This window comes from Marinobacter piscis, from assembly GCF_007671655.1.
GTDB lineage: Bacteria > Pseudomonadota > Gammaproteobacteria > Pseudomonadales > Oleiphilaceae > Marinobacter > Marinobacter piscensis.
This window is the reverse complement of record NZ_VCGX01000002.1, coordinates 1014979-1036697: the sequence shown is the minus strand read 5'-3', so window position 1 is coordinate 1036697 and position 21719 is coordinate 1014979. Positions and strand designations below refer to the sequence as shown.

General features: G+C 56.9%; 18 protein-coding genes, 4 tRNA genes and 2 pseudogenes. 16 read left to right on the top strand and 8 right to left on the bottom strand.

The genetic code is table 11. The features are described from left to right. Positions 1-12: 12 nt before the first annotated feature. The 5 genes from FFI95_RS10415 (at position 13) to FFI95_RS10395 (ending at position 2380) form a co-directional block, all read left to right on the top strand. The gene (locus FFI95_RS10415; protein ID WP_144822326.1) at positions 13-942 is read left to right on the top strand and encodes a hypothetical protein; all 930 of its coding nucleotides are present in this window, start codon (positions 13-15) and stop codon (positions 940-942) included. Between the two features lie 120 nt (positions 943-1062). Then, positions 1063-1947, top strand: coding sequence for a DUF2846 domain-containing protein (locus FFI95_RS10410; RefSeq protein ID WP_144822325.1), 885 nt, complete (start codon positions 1063-1065; stop codon positions 1945-1947). A gap of 126 nt (positions 1948-2073) precedes the next feature. After that, positions 2074-2149: transfer RNA gene (locus tag FFI95_RS10405), tRNA-Val, on the top strand. A 69-nt stretch (positions 2150-2218) separates the two neighbouring features. Continuing rightward, positions 2219-2295 (top strand) — tRNA-Asp (locus FFI95_RS10400). Positions 2296-2304: 9 nt separating this feature from the next. Then, positions 2305-2380 (top strand) — tRNA-Val (locus FFI95_RS10395). Between the two features lie 40 nt (positions 2381-2420). Here the strand turns inward: FFI95_RS10395 and FFI95_RS10390 are convergent. Further along, a complete protein-coding gene (locus FFI95_RS10390; RefSeq protein ID WP_144822324.1) occupies positions 2421-3827 on the bottom strand; it encodes a 3-oxoacyl-ACP reductase in 1407 nt (468 codons plus the stop codon). A gap of 179 nt (positions 3828-4006) precedes the next feature. On the opposite strand from FFI95_RS10390, the gene FFI95_RS10385 reads away from it, so the two are divergent. Then, positions 4007-5344, top strand: a complete 1338-nt coding sequence (locus FFI95_RS10385; RefSeq protein ID WP_144822323.1) for an acetyl-CoA C-acetyltransferase — start codon at positions 4007-4009, stop codon at positions 5342-5344. Between the two features lie 97 nt (positions 5345-5441). Next, positions 5442-5518 (top strand) — tRNA-Met (locus FFI95_RS10380). A gap of 247 nt (positions 5519-5765) precedes the next feature. Here FFI95_RS10380 and FFI95_RS10375 read toward each other — a convergent pair. Further along, a complete protein-coding gene (locus FFI95_RS10375; protein WP_144822322.1) occupies positions 5766-5972 on the bottom strand; it encodes a helix-turn-helix domain-containing protein in 207 nt (68 codons plus the stop codon). A gap of 153 nt (positions 5973-6125) precedes the next feature. Here FFI95_RS10375 and FFI95_RS10370 point away from each other — a divergent pair, with 153 nt between their 5' ends. The 4 genes from FFI95_RS10370 (at position 6126) to FFI95_RS10355 (ending at position 9225) form a co-directional block, all read left to right on the top strand. Next, positions 6126-6371 (top strand): hypothetical protein, encoded by a 246-nt coding sequence (locus FFI95_RS10370; RefSeq protein WP_094625544.1) that lies wholly within the window; start codon positions 6126-6128, stop codon positions 6369-6371. Continuing rightward, positions 6364-7587, top strand: a complete 1224-nt coding sequence (locus tag FFI95_RS10365) for an Arm DNA-binding domain-containing protein (protein WP_144822321.1) — start codon at positions 6364-6366, stop codon at positions 7585-7587. Before FFI95_RS10370 ends, FFI95_RS10365 begins: the two co-directional genes overlap by 8 nt. Then, positions 7574-8527 carry a TraI domain-containing protein gene (locus FFI95_RS10360; protein ID WP_144822320.1) on the top strand — a complete coding sequence of 318 codons (954 nt, stop codon included), beginning with the start codon at positions 7574-7576 and terminating at the stop codon, positions 8525-8527. Before FFI95_RS10365 ends, FFI95_RS10360 begins: the two co-directional genes overlap by 14 nt. Positions 8528-8682: 155 nt before the next feature. After that, on the top strand, positions 8683-9225 hold the full coding sequence (locus FFI95_RS10355; RefSeq protein ID WP_144822319.1) for a YqiA/YcfP family alpha/beta fold hydrolase: 543 nt from the start codon (positions 8683-8685) through the stop codon (positions 9223-9225). 159 nt (positions 9226-9384) lie between these two features. On the opposite strand, the gene FFI95_RS10350 is transcribed toward FFI95_RS10355, so the two are convergent. The 6 genes and pseudogenes from FFI95_RS10350 to FFI95_RS10325 form a co-directional block, all read right to left on the bottom strand. Then, a complete protein-coding gene (locus FFI95_RS10350; protein ID WP_144822318.1) occupies positions 9385-10542 on the bottom strand; it encodes a Wadjet anti-phage system protein JetD domain-containing protein in 1158 nt (385 codons plus the stop codon). Beyond that, positions 10526-13849 carry an ATP-binding protein gene (locus tag FFI95_RS10345; protein WP_144822317.1) on the bottom strand — a complete coding sequence of 1108 codons (3324 nt, stop codon included), beginning with the start codon at positions 13847-13849 and terminating at the stop codon, positions 10526-10528. Before FFI95_RS10345 ends, FFI95_RS10350 begins: the two co-directional genes overlap by 17 nt. Then, complete coding sequence (locus FFI95_RS10340) at positions 13846-14586, bottom strand: DUF4194 domain-containing protein (RefSeq protein WP_144822316.1); 741 nt, start codon at positions 14584-14586, stop codon at positions 13846-13848. The genes FFI95_RS10345 and FFI95_RS10340 overlap by 4 nt, the downstream gene beginning before the upstream one ends. A 6-nt stretch (positions 14587-14592) precedes the next feature. After that, positions 14593-16089: a DUF3375 domain-containing protein gene (locus FFI95_RS10335; RefSeq protein ID WP_144822315.1), complete on the bottom strand. Its 1497-nt coding sequence runs from the start codon at positions 16087-16089 to the stop codon at positions 14593-14595. Positions 16090-16313: 224 nt separating this feature from the next. Further along, positions 16314-16625: pseudogene (locus tag FFI95_RS10330) on the bottom strand (GGDEF domain-containing protein); the annotation flags it as partial. 43 nt (positions 16626-16668) lie between these two features. Further along, a pseudogene (locus FFI95_RS10325) lies at positions 16669-17556 on the bottom strand (IS1380 family transposase); the annotation flags it as partial. Positions 17557-17558: 2 nt separating this feature from the next. Between FFI95_RS10325 and FFI95_RS10320 the strand changes: the two are divergent. The 5 genes from FFI95_RS10320 (at position 17559) to gspG (ending at position 21716) form a co-directional block, all read left to right on the top strand. Next, positions 17559-17753, top strand: a complete 195-nt coding sequence (locus tag FFI95_RS10320) for a hypothetical protein (RefSeq protein ID WP_144822313.1) — start codon at positions 17559-17561, stop codon at positions 17751-17753. Between the two features lie 75 nt (positions 17754-17828). After that, positions 17829-18041, top strand: a complete 213-nt coding sequence (locus tag FFI95_RS10315) for a fibronectin type III domain-containing protein (protein WP_144822312.1) — start codon at positions 17829-17831, stop codon at positions 18039-18041. A 246-nt stretch (positions 18042-18287) separates the two neighbouring features. Next, positions 18288-20027: a GspE/PulE family protein gene (locus FFI95_RS10310; RefSeq protein WP_144822311.1), complete on the top strand. Its 1740-nt coding sequence runs from the start codon at positions 18288-18290 to the stop codon at positions 20025-20027. Next, the gene (locus FFI95_RS10305) at positions 20024-21220 is read left to right on the top strand and encodes a type II secretion system F family protein (protein ID WP_011786093.1); all 1197 of its coding nucleotides are present in this window, start codon (positions 20024-20026) and stop codon (positions 21218-21220) included. The genes FFI95_RS10310 and FFI95_RS10305 overlap by 4 nt, the downstream gene beginning before the upstream one ends. A gap of 46 nt (positions 21221-21266) precedes the next feature. Then, on the top strand, positions 21267-21716 hold the full coding sequence (gene gspG / locus FFI95_RS10300; protein ID WP_144822310.1) for a type II secretion system major pseudopilin GspG: 450 nt from the start codon (positions 21267-21269) through the stop codon (positions 21714-21716). Positions 21717-21719 lie beyond the last annotated feature (3 nt).

The following is a 21719-nucleotide window of genomic DNA, read 5'->3' as shown; positions in this document are numbered from 1 at the left end:
CCAGGAGCTGTCATGGAACCCATTCGCCCAGATGAAGATGAGCTGAGAGCCGAGCGGTCGGATCGCGGTACGGGGCCGGCGGCGCCGGTGGATAAGAAGGCGCCGCGGAAGGCAAAAGGTGGGGGTGGCAGGAACGGTAATGGGCGTTCCGGGCTGGCGGTTTTGTGGTTGTTGGTGATTGCTCTGGCGGTTGCGTTTGTGGCCGGGTGGTATTCGCAGAGGCAGCAGATTGAGGCGCTTGAGGGGCAGTTGGCGGAGGCTGATGAGTGGGTTCGGCAGAGTAAGCTGGCGTTGGCGCGTTTTGAGGGGGATCTTTCGGAGACGGGGGAGTCTTTGAAGGAGCGTGGGTCGTCTTTGCGGGAGCAGTTGGAGGCACAGCAGAAGCAGCTGGATGAGGTGGATAGTGAGATCCGTAAGCTGTGGGCGGTTGCTAATGAGCGCAATAAGAAGCGGTTGAATGAGCATGAGGACCGGATTTCTTCAGCTGAGTCGGCGCTTGCTGAAAGTGAGAAGGCGCTGGCGGATGTGGGCGCGTCGGTGGAGAAGGCGCGTTCGTCGCTGAGTGCGGATGTGGCGGCGTTGTCGGAGCAGACGGAGGCGTCTGTGGCAAATCTGGAGGATGCCAACCGGGAGGCTTCGGAGCAGCTGACGCGTCTGAGTAAGCAGGTGGAGGAGTTTGATCAGTTGGTTGATCGCCGTGTGCGGCGGTTTGAGCAGGAGCAGACGCTGGGTATTCGCGATATAGAGGCGAGGTTGTCGGCGCTGGAGAAGAAGGTGGCCAATGTGGCTGGCAGCGACCGTACTCAGGCTCTTCGGAATGAGTTGGCTGAGGTTAAGCGGAATGTTGAGACGATCAGTTCTTCCCGGTCGCAGTTTACTTCGCGTCTTGTGCGGTTGTCTGAGGAGGTGAATCAGCTGCGAAGTCAGCTGGCCGGGCGGTAATTGGTCGGGGACGTTCGTTTTGTAACACTTTGTTAGCCATCCCTTGCGGTAGCTCTCATTTCTGCCGTTCGGCAGTTGCTATGATCAGGCAACTCGGCAATGGATGAAGAGTGAACAATAATGAACGTCCCTGCGTGTTTTTCTGCGTTTTTCCGGTTGCGTGTTGTGTGGCCGTTTGGTCTGCTGGCGGCTTTCGCGGTGTTTGCCTCCGGTTGTACTGTGTATCAGTCCATCGGTAAAAGTGCCGGTTCTTTCCTGCATCCGGTGTCCGGCCCTGATTTTCAGCCGATTGATAGTGATCTTTGGGACCGTGAGCACGCAGTGCTTTATTTCTACCGGCCGGATTCCCGGTGGGCGGCTGATGAGATTGAGGCTCCCAGTGTTTACGTCGACGATTCCCATTACTTCAATATTCGCAACGACAGTTACACCTGGCTGGTGGTGAGTCCGGGTGAGCGCCATATTGCCATGCGCCGGCCACTGCTGGGGCTTGAGGGGCTGAATTCGTTCAGTCTGAGCCTGATTGCCGATGCTACGCTGGAGGTGGAGCCGGGCGGTATTTACTATTTGCGTTATAGCGAGGTGTCGGAGCCTGCTGAGACGTACCCGGAACTGGAAGCCGACCATCCTCTTGCCCGGGGCGATCTGCAGCTGGTATCCCCAGAGTACGCCATGAAGGCGCAGGAGATTATGGCGACCCGTTTTCTGAATAGCGATCTGCTGGCGCCTAACCACGCCGGCACTTCCATTGTGGAGGCCGGCGAGGATGCGGATTATGAGCGCCGGCTGGCGTTGCTGGAGGAGGAGCGGGAAATTGAGATAGAGCGTCTTGAGCGTGAAGGCAGGTATAAACCGGCTCCCTGGTACTGGCCTTTCGGGGGCGAGCCGGATGTGGCTCTGGAAGCAGACCAGAAACGGGAGGAGCTGGAAAAAGACTATGCGCTGCTGGAGCAGGAGCGTGAGCGCCGTGAGGCGGAAGAGTCGGATGGGTGGTGGTTTTTTTAAGGATTGCACAAAAACATTTGACACCGGCAAACAAATGCTTAAAATGCGCGTCTCACTTGGTTGAGCAATGATGTTTTTAAGACATCAGCGCCGTATCAGGTGATTACCTGTGAAAGGTTATGAAGTGGGTGGTTAGCTCAGCCGGGAGAGCATCGCCCTTACAAGGCGAGGGTCACTGGTTCGATCCCAGTACCACCCACCACTTCTTTTCACGATTTGCATCAAACACTTGCGTTTGGTGTTCGATTCAGGTTTAATGCCGAATCAATGCGGAGCGGTAGTTCAGTTGGTTAGAATACCGGCCTGTCACGCCGGGGGTCGCGGGTTCGAGTCCCGTCCGCTCCGCCACTCTTTTCTGGGTGGTTAGCTCAGCTGGGAGAGCATCGCCCTTACAAGGCGAGGGTCACTGGTTCGATCCCAGTACCACCCACCAGATTCTGAAAGGGCAAGTCCGATAGACTTGCCCTTTTTTTTCACTTTCCGATCAGTGACTGGCCGCACACGCGCACCACGTTTCCGTTTACACCACCGGATGTGGGGTTGCAGTACCAGGCAATGGTTTCTGCCACATCCACCGGCTGGCCGCCCTGGGACAAGCTGTTCATTCGCCGTCCGGCTTCGCGCAGGGTGATGGGCATGGCCGCTGTCATCTGGGTTTCAATAAAGCCGGGTGCCACGGCGTTGATGGTTATGCCCTGTTTAACCTGTCTGGCCATGGCTTCTACATAACCGATTACCCCGGATTTTGCCGCAGAGTAGTTGGTTTGCCCGAAGTTGCCGGCGATGCCGCTGATGGATGAGATGCACACGATGCGTCCGTTTTCCCGGAGCAGTTCCCGGTTCATCAGTTCATCGTTGATATGTTCTTCGGCCGTGAGGTTAACGGCAATGGTCATGTCCCAGAAGTGTTCAGGCATGTTGCCCAGGGTTTTGTCCCGGGTGATGCCTGCGTTGTGAATCACCAGATCCACCCCGCCAAAGTGCTTTTCCACAAAATCTGCAATTTTTGTCGGTGCATCGGCCGCCGTGATGTCGCACGCCAGGGCTTTGCCCTGAAGCGGCTGCATAACCTGCTCCAGATCGTCCATGGCCGGCTCAATGTCCAGCCCGATCACCGTTGCGCCATCGCGGGTGAGGGTTTTGGCAATCGAGGCGCCAATGCCCCGTGAAGCACCGGTAACCAGGGCTACTTTACCGGTAAGGGGTGCCACCGGGCTGGTTGCAGGGCCCTCTTCAGCCTTGCCGATGCGCACAACCTGGCCGGACACGAAGGCCGACCGGGCGGAGAGGAAGAAGCGAAGGCTGGATTCCAGCTGGTTTTCGGCGTTCGGGGCCACCCAGAGCAGGTTGGCGGTGGCGCCTTTTCTTCCGACTTCTTTGCCAATGCTGCGGGTGAAGCCTTCTAGCGCCTGCTGTGCAGCTGAGTGGGCGGCTTTACGGCAGGTTGCCGGATTCTGGCCTATGATAACGACGCGGCCGTGTGTGCTGAGTTTTTTGATGCTGGGCTGGAAAAAGTCGAACAGTGCCCGCAGGTCGTCCGGGTTTTTGAGGCCGGTGGCATCGAAAACCAGGGCAGAGAACCGCTTTTCAGTGCCGGAGGCCAGGTCGAGCGCACGGGCCTTGTTGCCGGCTTTGGCTGAGTCTTCCAGAGTTGCCTTGCCACTGGCATGATGAACGGTAGCAGCACTGGCGCCGAGTACGCTGCCTAAGGTGGCAATGGCTTTGCCTCCGTTGCCGGCACCGACCAGTACATCGCCTTCAATAAACGGCTGGTCGGCACGTTTGAGGCGGTTAAGTGGCACAGGGGAGGGCAGCCCGAGCGTTTGTGCCGCGGTTTTGCCCAACGAGGTGTTGACGAGTTTGAGATACATATCAGACATGGCTTCGTCCTTGCATTGTTGTGTGGAACCCGTTGGTTCACAGGGTAAAGAATCTGCGAGCCAAGTGATTGACTCGGGGCCTGTCAGGGGTTGTCAGGCATGCCAATGTGAGTTTTGCTGCTGGCGCTAGACTGCTTCCATGCCCTTTTACCCCGGAACTTTAACGAAAGGATATCATCATGGCACAAGCTCAGAAGTCCAACCAGAAGAAATCGGAGACGGCACAGTCTGCGGCAAAAGGCGTGAACAGTGTTCGTCGCGTTGCCATTATCGGTGGCAATCGGATTCCATTCGCCCGCTCCAACACCGCCTACAGCAAGGCCAGCAATCAGGAACTGCTGACGTCGACCCTGCGCGGGTTGGTCGACCGTTTCGATCTTCAGGGCAAGCGCCTGGGCGAGGTGGTTGCCGGGGCGGTGATCAAGCACGCCCGGGATTTCAACCTCACCCGGGAAGCCGCTATGAGTAGCGGTCTGGCCCCGGAAACTCCCGCCTACGATATTCAGCAGGCCTGTGGCACGGGGCTTGAGGCGGCCATTCTGGTGGCGAACAAGATTGCTCTGGGGCAAATTGAGTGTGGCATTGCCGGAGGCACAGATACCACCTCGGATGCGCCCATTGGTGTGGGTGAAGGCTTGCGGGAAATGCTCCTGGATCTGAACCGGGCCAAAACCAACGGCGAGCGGTTGAAAATTCTGAGCCGTTTCCGCCCCGGGTTTCTGAAGCCGGAAATACCGGAGAATGGTGAGCCTCGCACGGGGATGTCCATGGGAGAACATGCCCAGATAACCGCCCATGAGTGGTCTATTCCCCGGGATGAACAGGATGCGCTGGCCTGGGAAAGCCACCAGAAACTGAACAAGGCGTATGAAGAAGGTTTTTTTGATGACCTGATGACCCCGTTTGCGGGGCTTGAGAAGGATAACGTGCTGCGTCCGGACACCACGCTGGAGAAGCTGGCGACTCTGAAGCCGGTATTTGATCGCGAAAAGGGCACCATGACCGCGGCCAACAGCACCGCCCTCACAGATGGCGCTTCCTGTGTGCTTCTGGCCAGCGAAGAGTGGGCGAAGGCTAACAAAATGGACGTTAAAGCCTGGCTGACCTTCTCGGAAGTAGCGGCGGTCGATTTTGTGGATAAGAAGGAAGGGCTGCTGATGGCCCCGACTTACGCTGTGCCGCGGCTTCTGGATAAGGCCGGGCTGACGCTGCAGGATTTTGATTTTTATGAAATCCACGAAGCGTTTGCGGCGCAGGTGCTTTCCACACTGAAAGCCTGGGAGGATCCGGCTTTTTGTAAGGACAAACTGGGGCTGAGTAAGCCGCTGGGCAGCATCGACCGGGAAAAGCTGAACGTAAAGGGCAGTAGCCTGGCGACTGGCCACCCGTTTGCCGCCACTGGCGGTCGCATTGTCGCCACCCTTGCCAAGTTGCTGGAAGAAAAAGGCAGTGGCCGGGGCCTGATTTCTATCTGTGCTGCTGGCGGCCAGGGGGTTACCGCGATTCTTGAACGCTGAGTTGCGAAAGATTGGAAATTTTCTTTGACACTGTGCGCTCCAGCCCTTACTATACGCGCCACGTTGATCAGGGTGACCTGGTTCACAAAAAGTTTGATGCGGGGTGGAGCAGTCTGGTAGCTCGTCGGGCTCATAACCCGAAGGTCGTAGGTTCGAATCCTGCCCCCGCTACCATATAAAAGAAAGGCAGATCAGTTAGTTGCTGGTCTGCCTTTTTTGCGTTTTGGGCCGCCAAACTTCCCTGTGACGAATATGTGACATATCTGTGCCAATCTTTGTGACGCCCCATTTGGATGGTTCGGTGAGATTGACCGTAAGTCTTTTGCTGTCACAGGTTGGGTAACCTCGCTGCGTATAGCCTGGTCAACCCTCATTTGGCAACCTCTTCTCTGGCATTACCCCAGTTGCCTTTAATTGTTGCTCACTGGTCTTCCTGAAACTCCAGCAGATCGCTGACCTCGCATTTGAATAATTTGCAGAGTCTGTCGAGCGCATCAAGATCGATCCGTTGAGCGGTCTCTTTATACAGCAGAGTCACCGTGTTGCGGTTCAGGCCGGTCTCTCGCGCCACATCTACGATTTTCATTTTGTGCTCGCCCATGATGCGGGCCAGGTGGCATCGAATCATCTCTAAATTATCCTTAATGAAAAAATGTCATCCAGAATGACAAAAAGCTCTTGCAAATGTCCTTTTGTTGTCTAAAATGTCATTCAGGATGACATTCTGATATAGGGAATGTCTTTTGTTGATTTAGAATATCGCAGCGGAAGGAATATTTCGATGGAAAACTCTTACACCTATCTGACCACTGAAGAGCTGGCTGGTCGAATCAAATATGACTGCCGGACCATTCGCCAGTGTCTGAAAGACACGGTTCTCCTTGAGGGCAAGCACTACATCAAGCCGTTCGGCCGCCGCAAGATTCTTTTTCTTTGGGAGGAGGTCGAAAAGGAAATGTTAGACGGTGCCAGGGAGCATGAGCATTTGGCTATTCCCATGGCGAGCGGGGTGGTTTGTCATGGGTAAGGTCAGGACAAGGAAAGAAACCGGAAAGCTGTATTTGGACTTTATGTACGCAGGTCACCGTTGTCGGGAGCAAACGGCCTTGATGGACACGCCTCAAAACCGAAAGCGTGTAAACGCACTTTTGCAGAAAGTTGAGGCCATGATTCTCTTGGGTGACTTCAACTATGCGGAGTATTTTCCTGATAGTCGTAATCTCAAGAAGATCCAGGCCAGCCAAGCAAATTCTGGGGCAACTAATACCTCAGAAAATGGCAGGGCGTCTGATACTCCTTTGTTCGCAGACTTCGCTGACCAGTGGTTCCTCGAATCCAAAATCCAGTGGCGGAACTCCCACACTCGCAACGTGGAATCCATCCTGGCCAGTTCTCTCAAGCCAGCCTTCAAGGATAAACGGGTAGGCGAGATTTCCAAGCCGGATATTCTGGCCGCTCGTAACAAGATGGCTCGGCGGAAAGGAAGAGGGGCCAGTGGCTTGATGGCGCCCAAAACCATCAACAGCCACATGACCATTTTGCGGATGATTCTAACGGAGGCGGCTGAGCGGTTTGACTTCACGAATCCCTATCTGAACATAAAGCCGCTCAAGCAGCAGAGGGTACACATCGAGCCTTTCTCCCTGAATGAGGTAGAAAAGATTCTCGAAACGGTCAGAGAGGATTACCACAACTATTACCTGGTGCGTTTTTACACCGGCATGCGAACGGGGGAGGTTGATGGCCTCAAGTGGGAGTACGTGGATTTTGAAAAGCGGGAAATCCTGGTACGTGAAACACTTATCCACGGCCAAACCGAATACACAAAAACGGACGGCTCACAAAGGGAAATTCCAATGTTTGGCCCCGTGTACCAGGCACTCAAATCCCAGTACGAGGCAACCGGCAAACTCAGCAAGTTCGTATTTTGTAACCGGCTGGGAGAGCCGCTGGACCACAATAACGTGACCAAGCGGGTTTGGTACCCTTTGTTGGAACACCTCAAGCTGAAGAAACGCAGACCCTACCAGACCCGGCATACAGCTGCGACGCTACTCCTCGCGTCGGGAGAAAACCCGGAATGGGTCGCCCGCACTCTGGGCCATTCCTCAACGGAAATGCTGTTTAAAGTGTATTCCCGCTATATCCCGAACCTGACTCGCATGGATGGCAGCGCCTTTGAGCGACTGATTCAGAGTCGGGTCATCGAAAACGATAAGGAGGTAGGTGATGAAACTGAATGATCTACGCCCGTTGATGCAGGAAACTTTTAAAGGCACCTACCGACTGACGGGGCCTGTTGCCTGTTTTGATGATGAAGGCATTCCGTATCTGAAACTTCGGTTGAGCAGCTGTGCCAGCGACATCGTGGTTCTGGCGGTAATTGGTTCTATATTGATTCCAGAGCACTTGGGCCACATGGATCTGGTCGTGGTCAAAGGGCAGGTGTGTGTGGGTGCGGAGGAAAGTGAGACCCTGCTGACCGATATCCGCCGCCTGTTGCAGGCAGACGTTGCCGGCTTGCCTGCATTGCAGACTTTGCCACGGACGTTCTGTCCGAGACCGGAGGCACTGGATCAGCTGGTGGCTGCGGTTCGGTCTTTGCAGTCAGCCCCGTTACAGATGTTCATTAAGCGAGTATTGGAGCGCCGTGACAGGCTGGAAGTCTTTCTAAAGGCTCCGGCGAGCAGGAATTACCATCATAACGAGCCTGGCGGGTTGCTGGCTCATTCCTTGGACGTGGCGAAGAACGTAGTGGTCATGACGAAGACCAATGAACCAGACATGCCACGAGAACTGCAGGAACTCGGTTTCGTCGCTGGTTTGTTGCACGATATTGGCAAGACCTACACCTATGATACGTGGGGTAAGCCGACAGCAACTGCAAGGTTGTGCGACCATGCCGACATGACTTTAGAGGCCTGCGCCTACGGCCTGGCTTATCTTGACAAGGTAGACCCTGATGCGGCTCTTGCACTCCGGCACATTTGGACCTGTGCCTCGCCCGGTGCTCGCTACGGTGTCAGCCCTGCGATGACGCTTGCCCGTTATGTTCGGGACGCCGATGCCCAGAGTGCCATGGCTGACAATCAGCGGAAGGCCTATCGAAAGCGCCAGCCAATCGGTTTTGGGCGGCTCGGAAACAACACATATTGGCGGCCATCGATAGAAGCTCACGGATGAGGCGGATGAAAACTACAGTGAGGGGTGTGAGCACGTTGCGGCCACACCCCTTTTTTATTCGATGTTGTGTGAGGACAGCAGCTGGGCCGTGAAACAGGCATTTACCCGGCAACGGTGCTAAGGTCAGGAAACATATCGCGTCCAGAGCGAAGGATATGCTGAAAATATACTACCTCCACGGCTTCGCCAGCCGCTTCGATATCACCAGCGACAAACTTAAAGCGCTCGCGAAGCTTGGCCCTGTCTATGGTCACGACATCGATTACACTCAAGTTTCGGAAGACGTCATTGAAGATAGCCTAGACAAACTGGTGCAAGTGAACCCGGACCTTCTGGTTGGGACCTCGATGGGGGGATGGCTGGCGGGTATTCTGGGTGCCGAATCCGGCATTCCGTTTGTCGCCATCAACCCGGTGACGGATCCTGGTCACACTCTCAAGCCCTGGATAGGGCAGGGTGTTGATCATCAGGGGCACGCCTATCAACTGACGGACGAAGTGGTTTCAAGCTACTATCCCTTCACCCACTATGGCAGCGGGCTTGTGTTGCTGGATCAGGGGGATGAACTGATTCCGTGGAACGACACCGTCAGGGCGCTTGGGGATTATTTTCCGGTTCATAGCTTTGAGGGCGGCAGCCATCGGTTTGAGCACCTGGAAGAAGCGTTGAAGCTGATTCGGAAGCATATCGAAAATTAAAATTTTGGAAGCGTGGGATTAAAGGCAGGGTAACGGATTTTCACTCGGTATCGAGGCAGCCGAATGCGTCAGGGCGCCGCCGAGCATTTTACTCCTGTAACCCGACCGCTAGCGCTGGCAAAGAACGCAGGTGCTTGTAGCAATGGCTCATGAGTGGTTTCATGCCGTTGATTCGAGGTGGGCCCAGTCACTAATAGCGGTCTGAACAATACTGGCCGGCAGAAACTCCTGCTCCAGCCGGCCCCGGTCTGACTGCTTAAGTCGTTGGTAAAGCTCAGCCTCGCCTTTGGTCAATCCAGGTGGAGTGATTGATGTGGCTGGCTGTGGTTCTTCAACAGCACTAGCGCCGGCGAAGGTGTCGAAGGTAACCGCGTCCATCAGCAGTGGTGTAAGCAATGGGAGGTGCTTCCGGGCGTTGGCCAGCATGGTTAGGCCCCAGGTGTCGATGTCGCCCCAATAGGCGGTCTTCCGGGGTTTCAGCCATGCTGCATTGAGCCAGGATAGGTTCAGCCCTGAGCCAAGTACGGCAACTGTACCGGATATCATGGGTAACTGGTGAATGCAGCGTTCGTTCTCAACCAATATCAGCCGTTCGCCAGGTAAAGGCGTGCTTTGAAGTTCGTGGGCCCGGACTCGCATTTGTGAGAAGGGCAATAACGAGCCATCAAGGTCAGTGACGAGTAACCAGTGGTGGCCTTCGTCTTCAGCGCCCAGAAAGGCCTCAAGGCCGGTTTCGCTGGCCTGGCCGTCAAACAGGATATCCAGCATCAGCGTTACAAGTTGGCGGTTGCGCTCGAAGAATTTGGTGTCAGTACCGGCGACCGACAGTGCCCTGAGGGGCTTGCCGTCTGCGCAGCCGGGCTGGAGTCGAAGGGCAACCTCACCGCTGCGAATAACGTCGGTCTCTGCTTTATCCAGCACGAGCCTGCGCCGGCGCACGATCAATGAGTGAAAGCTTCGGTCCAAGGCAGGGGCCAGGCGACTCAGCACATCGTATTCCCGCTTTACCTCATTGCTCCCCGTGGCCTGTATCCACTGACTGGGAGATTCCAGTGTCCAGTGGGTGGGAATGTCGATGGCTTCGCTGGCGCTCTGGAATCGGACCGGCTGCCACTGAACCTGCCCGGTCGTCACCTCCCGCCATTGCCGCAGGTGTTCCCGCACTTGCCCGATGTTATCCCGGACCTCTGCGCCGGTGGGTTTGCCGATAGACAGGGTGAGCGGCCAGCTCCCCGGTCGCAACAGGCGCTGTTCCCGCAGGTCTGCATTCTGCCATTGCCGGGCCAGGCGGCTTGCCAGTTCAGCCGGGGATTTCATGGGTTTTCCCGGTCATTTTTTTGGCGTGGGCCTCCAGCTCTTCCCAGCTCAGGGAGGTGAGGGTGGCCCGCTGGTCTTTCCGGTGCACCAGGATGGCAGATCGGGTGTGGACCCGGAGCAGCCGCATCTCTTTGTTGGGTGTGACGAATAGTGGGTGCAGGCCGAATTCGTTGAGTGCGGAGATGATGCGGCCGGCGACAGCGTGAGAGCTTTTGGAAAAGGCTTCATCCAGCACGATGGTGCCGAACAGTGGCTGGGTGGCTCCGTCCGGGCACAGGGCGTAGCTCAGGGACGCCGTGAGGATGTAGCTGGCGATGATTTCTTTTTCACCGCCGCTGCCACCCTGGGAGCCGGTGCGGGTCTCGATCACCGTGCCGGACTCCCGGTCCAGCACCGAGACTTCGAACTGAAGCCGGTAACGCGGGTCCAGAAGGGCCCGGGCACCCACCGTGCGTTTATTGTCTGCCGCGTCCCGCAGCAGGACCACCATGTTCTGCAACGCCCTAAAATGGCTTTCGCCCTGGTCGTCTTTAAGGGCGTCCGCCCGCAGCTGGCGTTGGGCGCGCTCCAGTCTCCGGAGGGATTCGTGGGTCACCCGGCGGGGCTCCAGGCGCAGGTAGCGGCCAGGCTGGAAGTCGACCCGGCGCAGGGTGGCGTTCAGGTCGGCGATGCGTTCCTCAATGATGGCCACCTGGTTCTGGATGTGGGCCAGTAGCTGGGTGACCCCCTGATCCGATGACTGGTTCAGGTAGCTGAGGAAGCGCTCCAGCTTCTGGGGCAGGGCTTCCTCTTCCAGTACCCGCAGGCGTTCCAGGTATTCCGGGATGTCCTGGATGTTGCTGCCGGTTTCAATCAGCGCCCCGGTATCGATGGTCAGCGCCTTTTCCATCAGCTGGGTCAGGCTGAGCTCGTAACCTTGGATCTGTTTGCCCAGTTTGCCGATGGCTTTGTCCAGTTGCTCTCGTTGGTCCCGCTCCAGGGCTTCCAGGCGTTCATACTGGTCCGCTTTCGGGGCGCGGAAGTGTTTGGCGGCCAGGCTTTGCTGGTCGTCCGTGAGGCCCTCGCCAATCCGGTCCAGCAGTTCCGTGCAGCGGGCCGTGGCCTGGTTGAGCTTTTCTTCCAGCAAGGCGAGGGTGGTTTCCTGCTGTGACAGCTGTCTCCGGCTTTCTTCCAGTTTTTGGCTGACAGTTTCGAATTCCCGCCGGGCTTTCTCCACATCCGAGTCCGGCGCGATCAGGGCCTCCAGCCGGCTTTGCAGGGTATCCAGCTCACGCTGTGCGCTGGGCAGGTCGATGGCGTTGAATTCGGTATCGCCAAGCAGTTCGTAGAGTTTTATCTGATCCTGGGTGTCTCTGAGATTTCTGCGGGCGGTTGTGAGTTGCTGCTCCAGGTTGTCCGCTTGCTGTCGGGTTTCGCTCAACTCGTTGTTGAGCGCAGAGAGGCGGTCACGGTTGTTGAAGCCGGTCATCCAGCCCTTGTCGAGCCGCTGGTTGTCCCTCTTTTCAAAATGGCCCTTCTTGCCGGACATCAGCCCCTGTTGGGTCATGCCGTGGGGTGTCTGGCGCAAGGTTTCGGGTGAGTCCACGCAGTGGCGGTCGATGCCGGCCAGCAACTGCTTCAGGGCCTCCCGGTGGGGGTGGTCCTTGAAGTTCAGCTTGCGGGTGAAGCCGTCATCCATGAACTGTGCAGCGGCCTGGGGCAACTGGGCCTCCAGCAGTCGGACGTGAAGACGGTTGTCCCGGTTATTGATCCTGTCCAGGGCGGATTGCATGGCGGCGGGCGGTACCAGCAGGCGCAGCCGGTGCCCGCCGATGGCCCGTTCGATGGCACCACGCCAGTCACGTTCTTCAGCTTTGACTTCCACCAGCTCTGCCACGAAGGGCAGGCTGTCTTCGTCCAGATTCAGGGCCTGGGCCAGTTCGCTGCGGAATTCCTGGTAACGCCCGTCGATGTTGGAGCCGGGGCGGGCCTTGATGCGGTCGATTTCTTCGCTGAGTTCAGTCAGGGTTTCGTTGAGTTTGCCATGACGAAGGCGCAGATCGAGCAGTGATTCGTCCTGTGTCTCCGCAAGTTCGGACAGTTCACGCAGCTTTTCCTCGCTCAGCTGCCTGTTCCGGGCCAATGCTTCGGGGCTCAGTGCACTGTCCAGATCAAGCTTGCCGGTCAGGGTCTGATAATCCCTGGCGTGGCGATCTCGATCCTCAACCCAGCGTTTCTGTTGGGCGATCTGATCCTTCAGCTGCTCTATGCTGGCTCCGCCGGCCTGCAGGTAAATGTCTTTCAGGGTGTCGGCTTTGCTGTTGAGTCGCGCAACCGTGATGGCCAATGACTCGAGGGTTTCCTTGCCCTCATCAAGCTGTCGTTCCAGGTCCTGTTTGCGTCCGTTCCATAACTCGTAACCGGTTTGCGCAAACCAGATTGGCAGGATGTCTTTCAGCAACAGCTGCTGATCCAGTTCGTTCGTGGCGCTCTGATGCTTTTCGTAGGTTTCTGCAATGGGCAGCAGTGACTGGTGCTGCTTGCGGGCCGTTTCCAGTTCGCTGTGGATTGCGGCCAGGTCGTCGAACTCGCTGGCCACCTCGGCCGCCCGGTCAAACGCCGAGTGGTCGTCCAGCACCAGCTCGCGGAAGATTTCGTCAATGCTGTTGAGCTGCTTGAGACCGGCGGCACGGTTGAGCAGGGTGAAGGCATTTTCCCCCACTTCGAAAAAGCGTCGTACCTGGGCAAGGTAGGCTTTTTTACTGTCGTTGGCCTGTAAGCCGGGATTATCCCTGGCGTATTGCTTGAGCTCCCGGGCGCCGCCCTCGTGGTGAATGGCCAGCCAGGTGTCCAGGCTCTGGTCGTCCTGTTCTGAAAACAGCCACAGGCGTTTCAGGTCGCTGGCGGCGGAGCTGCTTCCATCGATCCAGAACAGGGCGCCGATACGAATGGCCTTGTCGCCGTTGGCGAAGCGGGCGCTCACGGCTGTCACGGTTTTACCGGGGCGTGCTATATGGCTGTTGTCGCCGCTGTTGTTACCGGCACCGGATACACCCCGGATATAGGAAATCAGGTCACGGTCGCTTTCATGGCCGCCAGTAGACGCCAGGTTGTATCGGGGCTGCTGTGTCAGCAGGGTCATCAACGCGTCCACCAGAGTGGTCTTGCCGCTGCCAGTGGGGCCGATAATAGCGGTACCTTTCGGGTCAATCTCGGCGCAGTGCCGCCCCCCGAAAGGCCCCCAGTTGTACAGGTCCAGGTGGGTCAGGATATAGGCCGTGGGCGGTAGTACCTCGGCAGCAAAGAGATCGGTCTGGGGCTGGCTCATACATCCTCTCCGTCAGCGTCTTGCGGGGCGGGCTGGCCGGCCAGTTGCCGGAAATGGTGAAGCAGATTCTGCAGGTTTTCCGGGTTTGCCAGGTGGGTGATGATCGGGCGAATGATTACCTGGTCGTTGGCGTCGATGTCCGAAACGATGCCGTGGTTCTTCAGGTTGTCCAGCAGGTTGCGCAGCCGCTTCTGGTCGCGGGTGTCGCTGCCGGTGTCGCCCAGGTAAAGCTGCAGTTGCGGCAGTAGCTCATCCAGTTCCACCATGGCTTCGCCGGCGCCAAGACCGGCTTCCTGTTCGTGGGCGATAAAGTGCTGGCGCAGTATGGCCACCAGCAGGGATTGCTCCATGGTCAGGCGCTGACGGCGCACCAGCGGATGGGACCACTCGTCGTCGTTTTCTTCGCCTTCGCTGAACAGCTGTTCGGAAACCACAAGGAAAGCCAGCCCACGCACATCGTCCACTTTCAGGCGCAGGTCGAAGGGTTCCAGAATCTGATTGATCGCCGCGGTCTGGGTGATGGCAACCTGGTAGAGGTTGGGTTTGCGGTCGGCTTCCAGCAATCCGAACTTGAGCAGTTCCTGGGCGGTGGCTTTGACCTTGCCGGGTGTGTAGTGGCCAGCCTCAGCGGCCGCTTGTTCATCGACGTCGTCCATGGCCTGGGGTGTCTGTTGCGGCTCGTCCAGGGCTTGTTGGTCGTCTGCCTGGCTTGTCAGGCGGTCAAAATAGTCAGACATGCGGGTTTACAGCTCCCAGTCGATGGATTCGGCGGCTTGCCGGGTCAGCCTTAGTTGCGGCACGTGGAAGCGCAGTTTGTGTCCGTTGTTGTCGGTGATTTCCACGGCTTCCCGGTCGTCGGCGATTTCCACTTCTGCCTCACGGGCCATGGCGAGCCACAGGGCGATGGTTTCCAGGTCGTGCGTGGGTGGCAGGTGAGTAGCCAGGTCGCCGATGCTCATGGGGCGGTCGGTGACTTTCAGCAGTTCCACCGTCTCCTGGTACAGGGCTTCCCGGTCGAGGCCATCGAAGGCACGCCAGAACTCTTCGTCGACCTCTTCGAGGTTAACGCCCTGATCAGTCAGTTCCAGCCCTTGTGCCTGCTCTTCTGTGGCGGACTTGAATCGCAGGCGCTCAACCAGTGGCAGACTGGAAACCGCCACGGCGACCGGAGGCAGGGGTGTGTCGCCCTTGCGGACCTTATGGCTGGACCAGTCGATGTTAAGAGCGGTGTTCAGTATGCCATTGAGCAGTTCGCCCACCCTGTGGTTCTCGGCGGCGAGCCCGGTTTTGAGGAAGCCTTTGACGTCTTTTTCGCTGCGGGCCCGGGCGCGGATAACGGCAGCGGATTCCTGGATCAGACGGATGACCAGCCAGCGCAACTCGTCCTGTTGCTGCCGGGACAGGGCGTGGCGGGTTGCCGGATTCTTCAGGATGGTTCGCAGCCGGTGTTTCATGTTGTCCAGCTCGGTGGACCGGCTGAGCTGCTCGTTGAAGTTGTGAAAAACCTTGCCTTCGGCGGTTTCCAGCAGCGTGTCGTGGCCGTCCAGCAGGCGGTCGACGATTTCACCCCGGTGATGCTGTTCGCTGACAATGGACTGGCGCAACTGCCGGTCCGCCTCCCGGTAGGAGTCTTCTACCCGGCGGAAGTCAGCCCGCAGGCTGGTGGCGAGGTTGTAGACTTCGCGGACGCCTTCTGCCGCTTCAGCGCCTTGCAGCACCTTGAAGCGACCGGCCTCCACCTCAGCCAGTTCGTGCTCCAGGTCTTTGATCTTGCGCCGTATATGGTCGGCACGGCTTTGGGCATTCGGATTCAGTCGGGTTTCCAGGTTTTCAATTTCTCGCTGCACCGTAGCCAGTCGCGAGGCGGTGGACGTCATGATTTTTTCGTCCAGGTCCTCCACGAACACCAGGGCTTTTTGCAGGGCATCGGTGGCCATCAGCCGGCCGTCCCGCTCAACGATCAGCCCTTTACGAATCCAAGAGCGCAGCTCTTTCCTCGAATCGGCTGCCGGGTCGTCGCTGGACAGCTCCAGGTCATCGTTGTTGGCGTGCTCTCGCAGGATATCCGTCAGTATTTGCTGGGCATCCTCGAACAGGATTTCTTCCCGGTTTTGTTCCAGTAGTGCCTGCAGGCAACTGAGTACCAGAGGCCCGCGGGTCGCCGAGAGCAGCTTCCAGGCAGGGTGCTGGTGTCGGGCTACTAAATAGGAGCGGGTTCTCAGGTGGATTTGTTCGTCCATGGGCAATGTGCTTTTATCCGGATAACGGGTGCGAGCAAGCAGGGCTTGCTAATGGCATTTATATGTCGGTCATAATAGTATCGGCCTGATGGGCGTAGTAACAACTAAATAACCACCAGACCACTACAGGGGCGGTTGCAACCAAGGTTCCGTTTCAATACCTCGCCAATTTACGCGGTTCCGGCCAGATTTTTTAGCTTCGTAGAGCGCTTCATCTGACCGTTTTAGCGCGCTATCCAGCGTGTCTTGCCGATGTGCCTGAGTGACACAAAACTTGCGGTCAGTCTGCCGACAACCGGAAACCACTGGGCCTCGACGCGCATGCGTATTGCCTCAGCGAGCTGGCAAGCTTCTTCCAATTCGCTATGGGGCAGCAGGATGACAAACTCCTCTCTGCCCCAGCGTGACAGCATATCAATTTGACGTAGCTCCGCGCGTACGTATTTACAGACCTCAACAAGCACAGTGTCGCCAGCTTCGTGTCCAAAAGTGTCATTGACCACTTTGAAACGATCCAGATCCATCGTTATGACAGAGCAGGGTGCATCATCAGGTTGTCCAACTTATTGGGCCCACCTCATTACGAACAATCACCGCACCGACCTTGATTAGCTTGAGCCTCAGATTGCTGGCGCTCATCCGCTCGAAGGGCGTTTGCGTCAGGTAACCCCGCAGTCGCTCGAACAGGGTGTAGGCAAAACCCGACAGGATCAGTCGCCACTGGTTTGTCCACCACCGCGTGCTGGAGGTGCGATCTGCGAACAGACACAACTGTTGATCCTTGATCCGGTTTTCCATGTCACCCCGGGCACAGTATTGCTCGTAGTAGAGTTTAACGCCGTCGTCGTAACGGGAGCTGATAATGAACCTGGGGTTGGCACCCAGTTCGCACTCCTCCAGACGCGCGATCACCCAGCGGGGGTGTTTCCAGGTGTGGGCCTGGTACTGGAATCGATAGGTGGCGCAGACTTTTTCACCCAGTTCGTTGTGAGCCTTGCGAACCAGCATCGAGGGTACGTCTACCTCATTGAGCAGCCGGCTGTTCTTGCTGAGGCCCACCAGATAGTCCACGTTGTTCCGGTCGCACCAGCTCAGCAACCGGGGCCGATAAAAGCCGCTGTCACCCCGGAACACGATGCGGGTATTCGTCCAGTACTGCCGGATGAATTTCACCAGCAGGGCCAGAATGGCCCAGCTGTGGCGGCTGTCGCTTCGGTTGCTGGTGCGCAGGTAGCTCACCAGCAGATGGCGACCGCAGAACACGTACAGTGGGAAGTAACAATGGTGATTGTAGTAGGCGTTAAAGAACTTGCCGGGCTGGTCGCCATGCACCGGAACGTCGGTGCCATCAAAATCCAGCACAATTTCCTTGGGTGGAGTCTCGTGCTGTTCAATGAAGTGATGCCACAGCAGTTCGTGGGCCTTGACCACGGCCTGCCGGTCTACGCGCTGATCAGGAGTTGCTAGGTTTGGCATCGCTCATCTTGCTTAACCGCTTGGAAGCGATCGGATTCGCTAAGGATCATCAGGAACTCGCTCTACAAGCTCGTGCAGAGTTGGAAAATACGTTGTTAAGTCGAGGATTTGAGGCGCCAACGTCAGAACAGCCTGTTGAGCCAGCACCTGAGCAGGCCTACTGGAAAGCTCGAAAGACGGTGGCCTAAAACACTTGACCACTACAAACAGCAAAGTTAAGCTGGCAGGCGCCGCTCGCTCGGGAAAATGGCGAATCCCTGGCAATGGGCGAGATTGATCAATACATAGTGCGCTACGACACCCAGAGCAATATAGAAAAAATGGCGAATCAGGTCGTAATTGAGGATGGCCAGGTAATGGGATTTGAAGTTACCGGCCTGGAAGCGGGGACATGGTTTTTTGCGATTCGCACAGTAGACGTCGATGGACTTGAGAGCCAGTGGTCGGGCATCGTCAGTAAGACCATTACTCAGTAACAGTCTCGTTTGGCGCGAAGCCGCATAAGTCAAAAAAAACGGCTCCATTAAGGAGCCGTTAGAACAAAAATCCGATTCTCAGACGCATTGCAGTTGCCACATGAATCTAGCGCACGGAATATATTACAAATCTAGTTAGCAATCAATGAATGTCCTGCGTGAGTCAACAAGTTTCGTTACCTGTCCCATCCTTGTGCCACTCTGCTACAATCCAGCCCTGAAAATTCACACCGGAATCGCAACCCCATGGCAGTATCGCAACCCTGGAAACCCCTTGGCGCCTGGCTGGTGGAATTGGGCGCTGTTTCCGAGAAAGAACTGAATCAGGCGCTGGAAGTTCAAAAGCAGATTGGCGGGCTTCTGGGCAGTCTTCTCGTGCGCTCCGGGGCCACCAGTGAAGACGTAGTCTTGCAAGCTCTCTCGGCCCAGTGGGGGTACCCGCTCCTCGGCAAACAGCAGCCAGCGCCAGATGACTTTCAGGTATACGAAACCCTGCGGGAATTGCCGGTCAGCATGGAATGGATGCTGGAGCAGGAAACCGTCGCCTGGTTTGATGAGGCCCTCTCTGAAGCGGCAGATCAGCCTGAGGAAAGAACTGTCTGCGTGCTTTCGTCCAGGTTTCACAGCGACGAAATCCGGGAAGTGCTTGAAACCTCTCTGGAACCCAAAGGCTTCAGGCTTCGGTGGGTGCTGGCTTCGACTTATGAGATCGAGAGACTGGTTGGTTTTGTCCGTCAGGAACTCGCGGTCACCAGGTTGTTCAGCGAGCAGGGCAGTCAGAGTTTGCTAGAGCTGGCCGAGGAAGCTCCGGTCGTCGAGCTCGTCAATAACGTACTTGCCAAGGCCGTCGAAGCAGGCGCCTCGGATGTGCACATCGAGCCGGGTGAGGAATTCTTCATCATCCGCTATCGGGTCGATGGCGTGCTGCATTCCCAGATGACTCAATCGGCCAGCCGTTTCCCCGCCGTTGCCTCACGCATAAAGCTTATCAGCGGCATGGACATTGCCGAATCCCGGCTGCCCCAGGACGGCCGGATCAGTACGCGACTTGGCGGGCAGGAAATGGATATCCGGGTATCCACCGCCCCTTGCTCCTTCGGCGAATCTGTGGTCATGCGTTTGCTGCCCAAAAACCGGGAATCTTTGTCATTGGAAAGCCTGGGCATGGAGCCGGACCACCTCAAGCTAATGCGGTCGGTGCTGGGCTTCTCTAACGGTATTGTCCTGGTTACGGGGCCAACAGGTTCAGGTAAATCGACAACCCTGTATAGTGGTTTGTCAGAACTGGTGGACGGGCGTCAGAAGCTGATTACCGTTGAAGATCCTGTTGAATTCCAGGTTCGGGGCGTAACCCAGATCCAGGCCAATGGTGATATCGGCTACACCTTCGCAAGAGCGTTGAGAGCTATACTGCGCCAAGACCCGGATATCATCATGATTGGTGAAATACGGGATCTCGAAACCGCAGAGATTGCCATACAGTCGGCGCTTACGGGCCATCTGGTGCTGTCCACCCTGCACACCAATGATGCTCTTTCGGCATTTACCCGGCTTGTGGATATGGGGGTAGAGCCCTACCTGGTTGCCGCGCCGGTCAAAGCAGTACAGGCACAGCGGCTCGTGCGCAGGGCATGTCCCAACTGCAGTGAGCCGGCCAATCCTCCGGAGTCGCTCTGGAAACCGCTCGCCGGAGACTGGATCAAAAATCCGGCTTTTGTGGAGCCCAAAGGTTGCGAACGCTGTCATGGTACCGGGTACAGGGGCAGGTTAGGTATTTATGAAATCATTCCGGCCACCGAAGAGCTGCAAACCCTGGTTGCAGACAACGCCGATATCAGCGATTTGCGTCTGTGGGCGGCGCGCCACGGCCATCGCAATCTGTTGCAGGACGGTCTGATCAAAGCCGCCCGTGGTGAGACAACCATAGAGGAAGTTATGCGAGTGGCCGGCACCAGTGTGGCTGAAGATGAGGCCTCTGAGGCATGAACTTCAAGTATCAATCCATTGATGCGCAGGGCCGTACCCTGGAAGGCGACGTAGAGGCTGAATCACGAAAACAGGCCCTCGGCAAACTGAAACAACAGGGATTGCGAGTAACGAGCCTGAGCGAAGCCGCAGGTAAGCCTGGTGCAAAAAGACCCAAAGGCAAAATCAGCCGCGAAGAACTGCTACTGGCCCTCTCTGAGCTTGCTACCTTGTTGCGTTCAGGGGTCAGTCTCAAAGATGCTATTGACTCCCTGACGGGTGGTGAGCGGGCAGCCGCGATGCAGTCAGTCTTTGATCGTTGGTCTTCCGGGCTTCGTCAGGGTGAGTCCTTCAGTGATGCGCTTCGGGCCTCCGGCGTGCCAGTGCCTGAATATCTGTTCCAACTGGTTAAAGCGGGTGAACTGACAGGCGAAATGGGGGATAGCCTGCAAACCGCCGTCAGTCAGATGGAGTACGAAAAACAGATTGCAACGGAAATGAAAAACGCTTTGGTGTATCCCGCCATTCTTTGTTTTTCCGGCGTAGGTGCCGTGTTATTGGTATTCACTTTTGTGGTACCGCAATTCCAGAATTTGCTGGAACATGGCGACAAGCTCCCATGGCTTGCCTGGGCGGTGCTGGCCACCGGCAAATGGGTGAACGCAAACATGGCCTGGGTGATAGGTGCAGCGCTGGCCGCAATCATAGTGATGGCCAGGGTGTTCAGCCTGCCGGCCGTGCGCTCGCGTTTTATGGATGGGCTTCAGAGTGTGCCGGTAGTGGGAGACTGGATTGTCGAGGCGGAAACCGCCCGTTGGGCATCGATTCTGGCTGCATTGGTCAACCATCGGGTCGCAATTCTGGATGCACTGGAGTTGGCTCGGAACACCGTAAGGCTTCCTTCCCGGCAAAGCCGGCTTAGCCGGGTGTCCGGGCAAGTGAAGTCCGGTGTGCCGTTGTCTTCTGCGTTGAAGGAAAACTCTGTCATCACCAATACCGGCTACAATCTGCTTCGCGCCGGGGAGAAATCTGGCGAGGTGGCGCGATTGCTCAAATCGCTGGCAGAGCTTCACGACACCAGTGGGCGCAACCGGATGAAGCGTTTTCTTGCCCTGATTGAACCAATTGCCATTCTGTTGATCGGAGGGGTGATTGGCGTCATTATCATGGGCGTTATCCTTGCGATTACCAGCGCAAACGATATCGCCTTCTGACCAGATTGAGCACTTGTAAACACATTAAAACTCAGATCGGAACCCTATGAAGAAGTCACTGCGAAACTCTGATGCCGAAAATGGCTTTACCCTGCTGGAACTCCTGGTTGTGCTCGTTATCCTCGGCCTTCTGGCCGGCCTGGTTGGTCCTCGCCTGTTTGGTAAGGCGGACACCGCAAAGGTCCAGACGGCAGAAACCCAGATTCAGATGCTTAAATCTGGTCTGCTGACGTATCGTCTGGATGTGGGCAGCTTTCCCAGTGAGCAGGAGGGCCTGAACGGTCTGAACAATCCTCCCTCAGACGAGCGTCGCCGTGGCTTGTGGGATGGTCCCTACCTGGGCGACGATCTGCCCACAGACCCATGGGGTATGCCCTATCAGTACAAGCCCAGCTCCAGTCACCCCCAGGGCTTTATTCTTTATTCCTATGGCGCAGACGGTAAACAGGGTGGGGAAGGCGTAGACGCCGACATCGGCTACCTCCCTGAGTCCTGATTG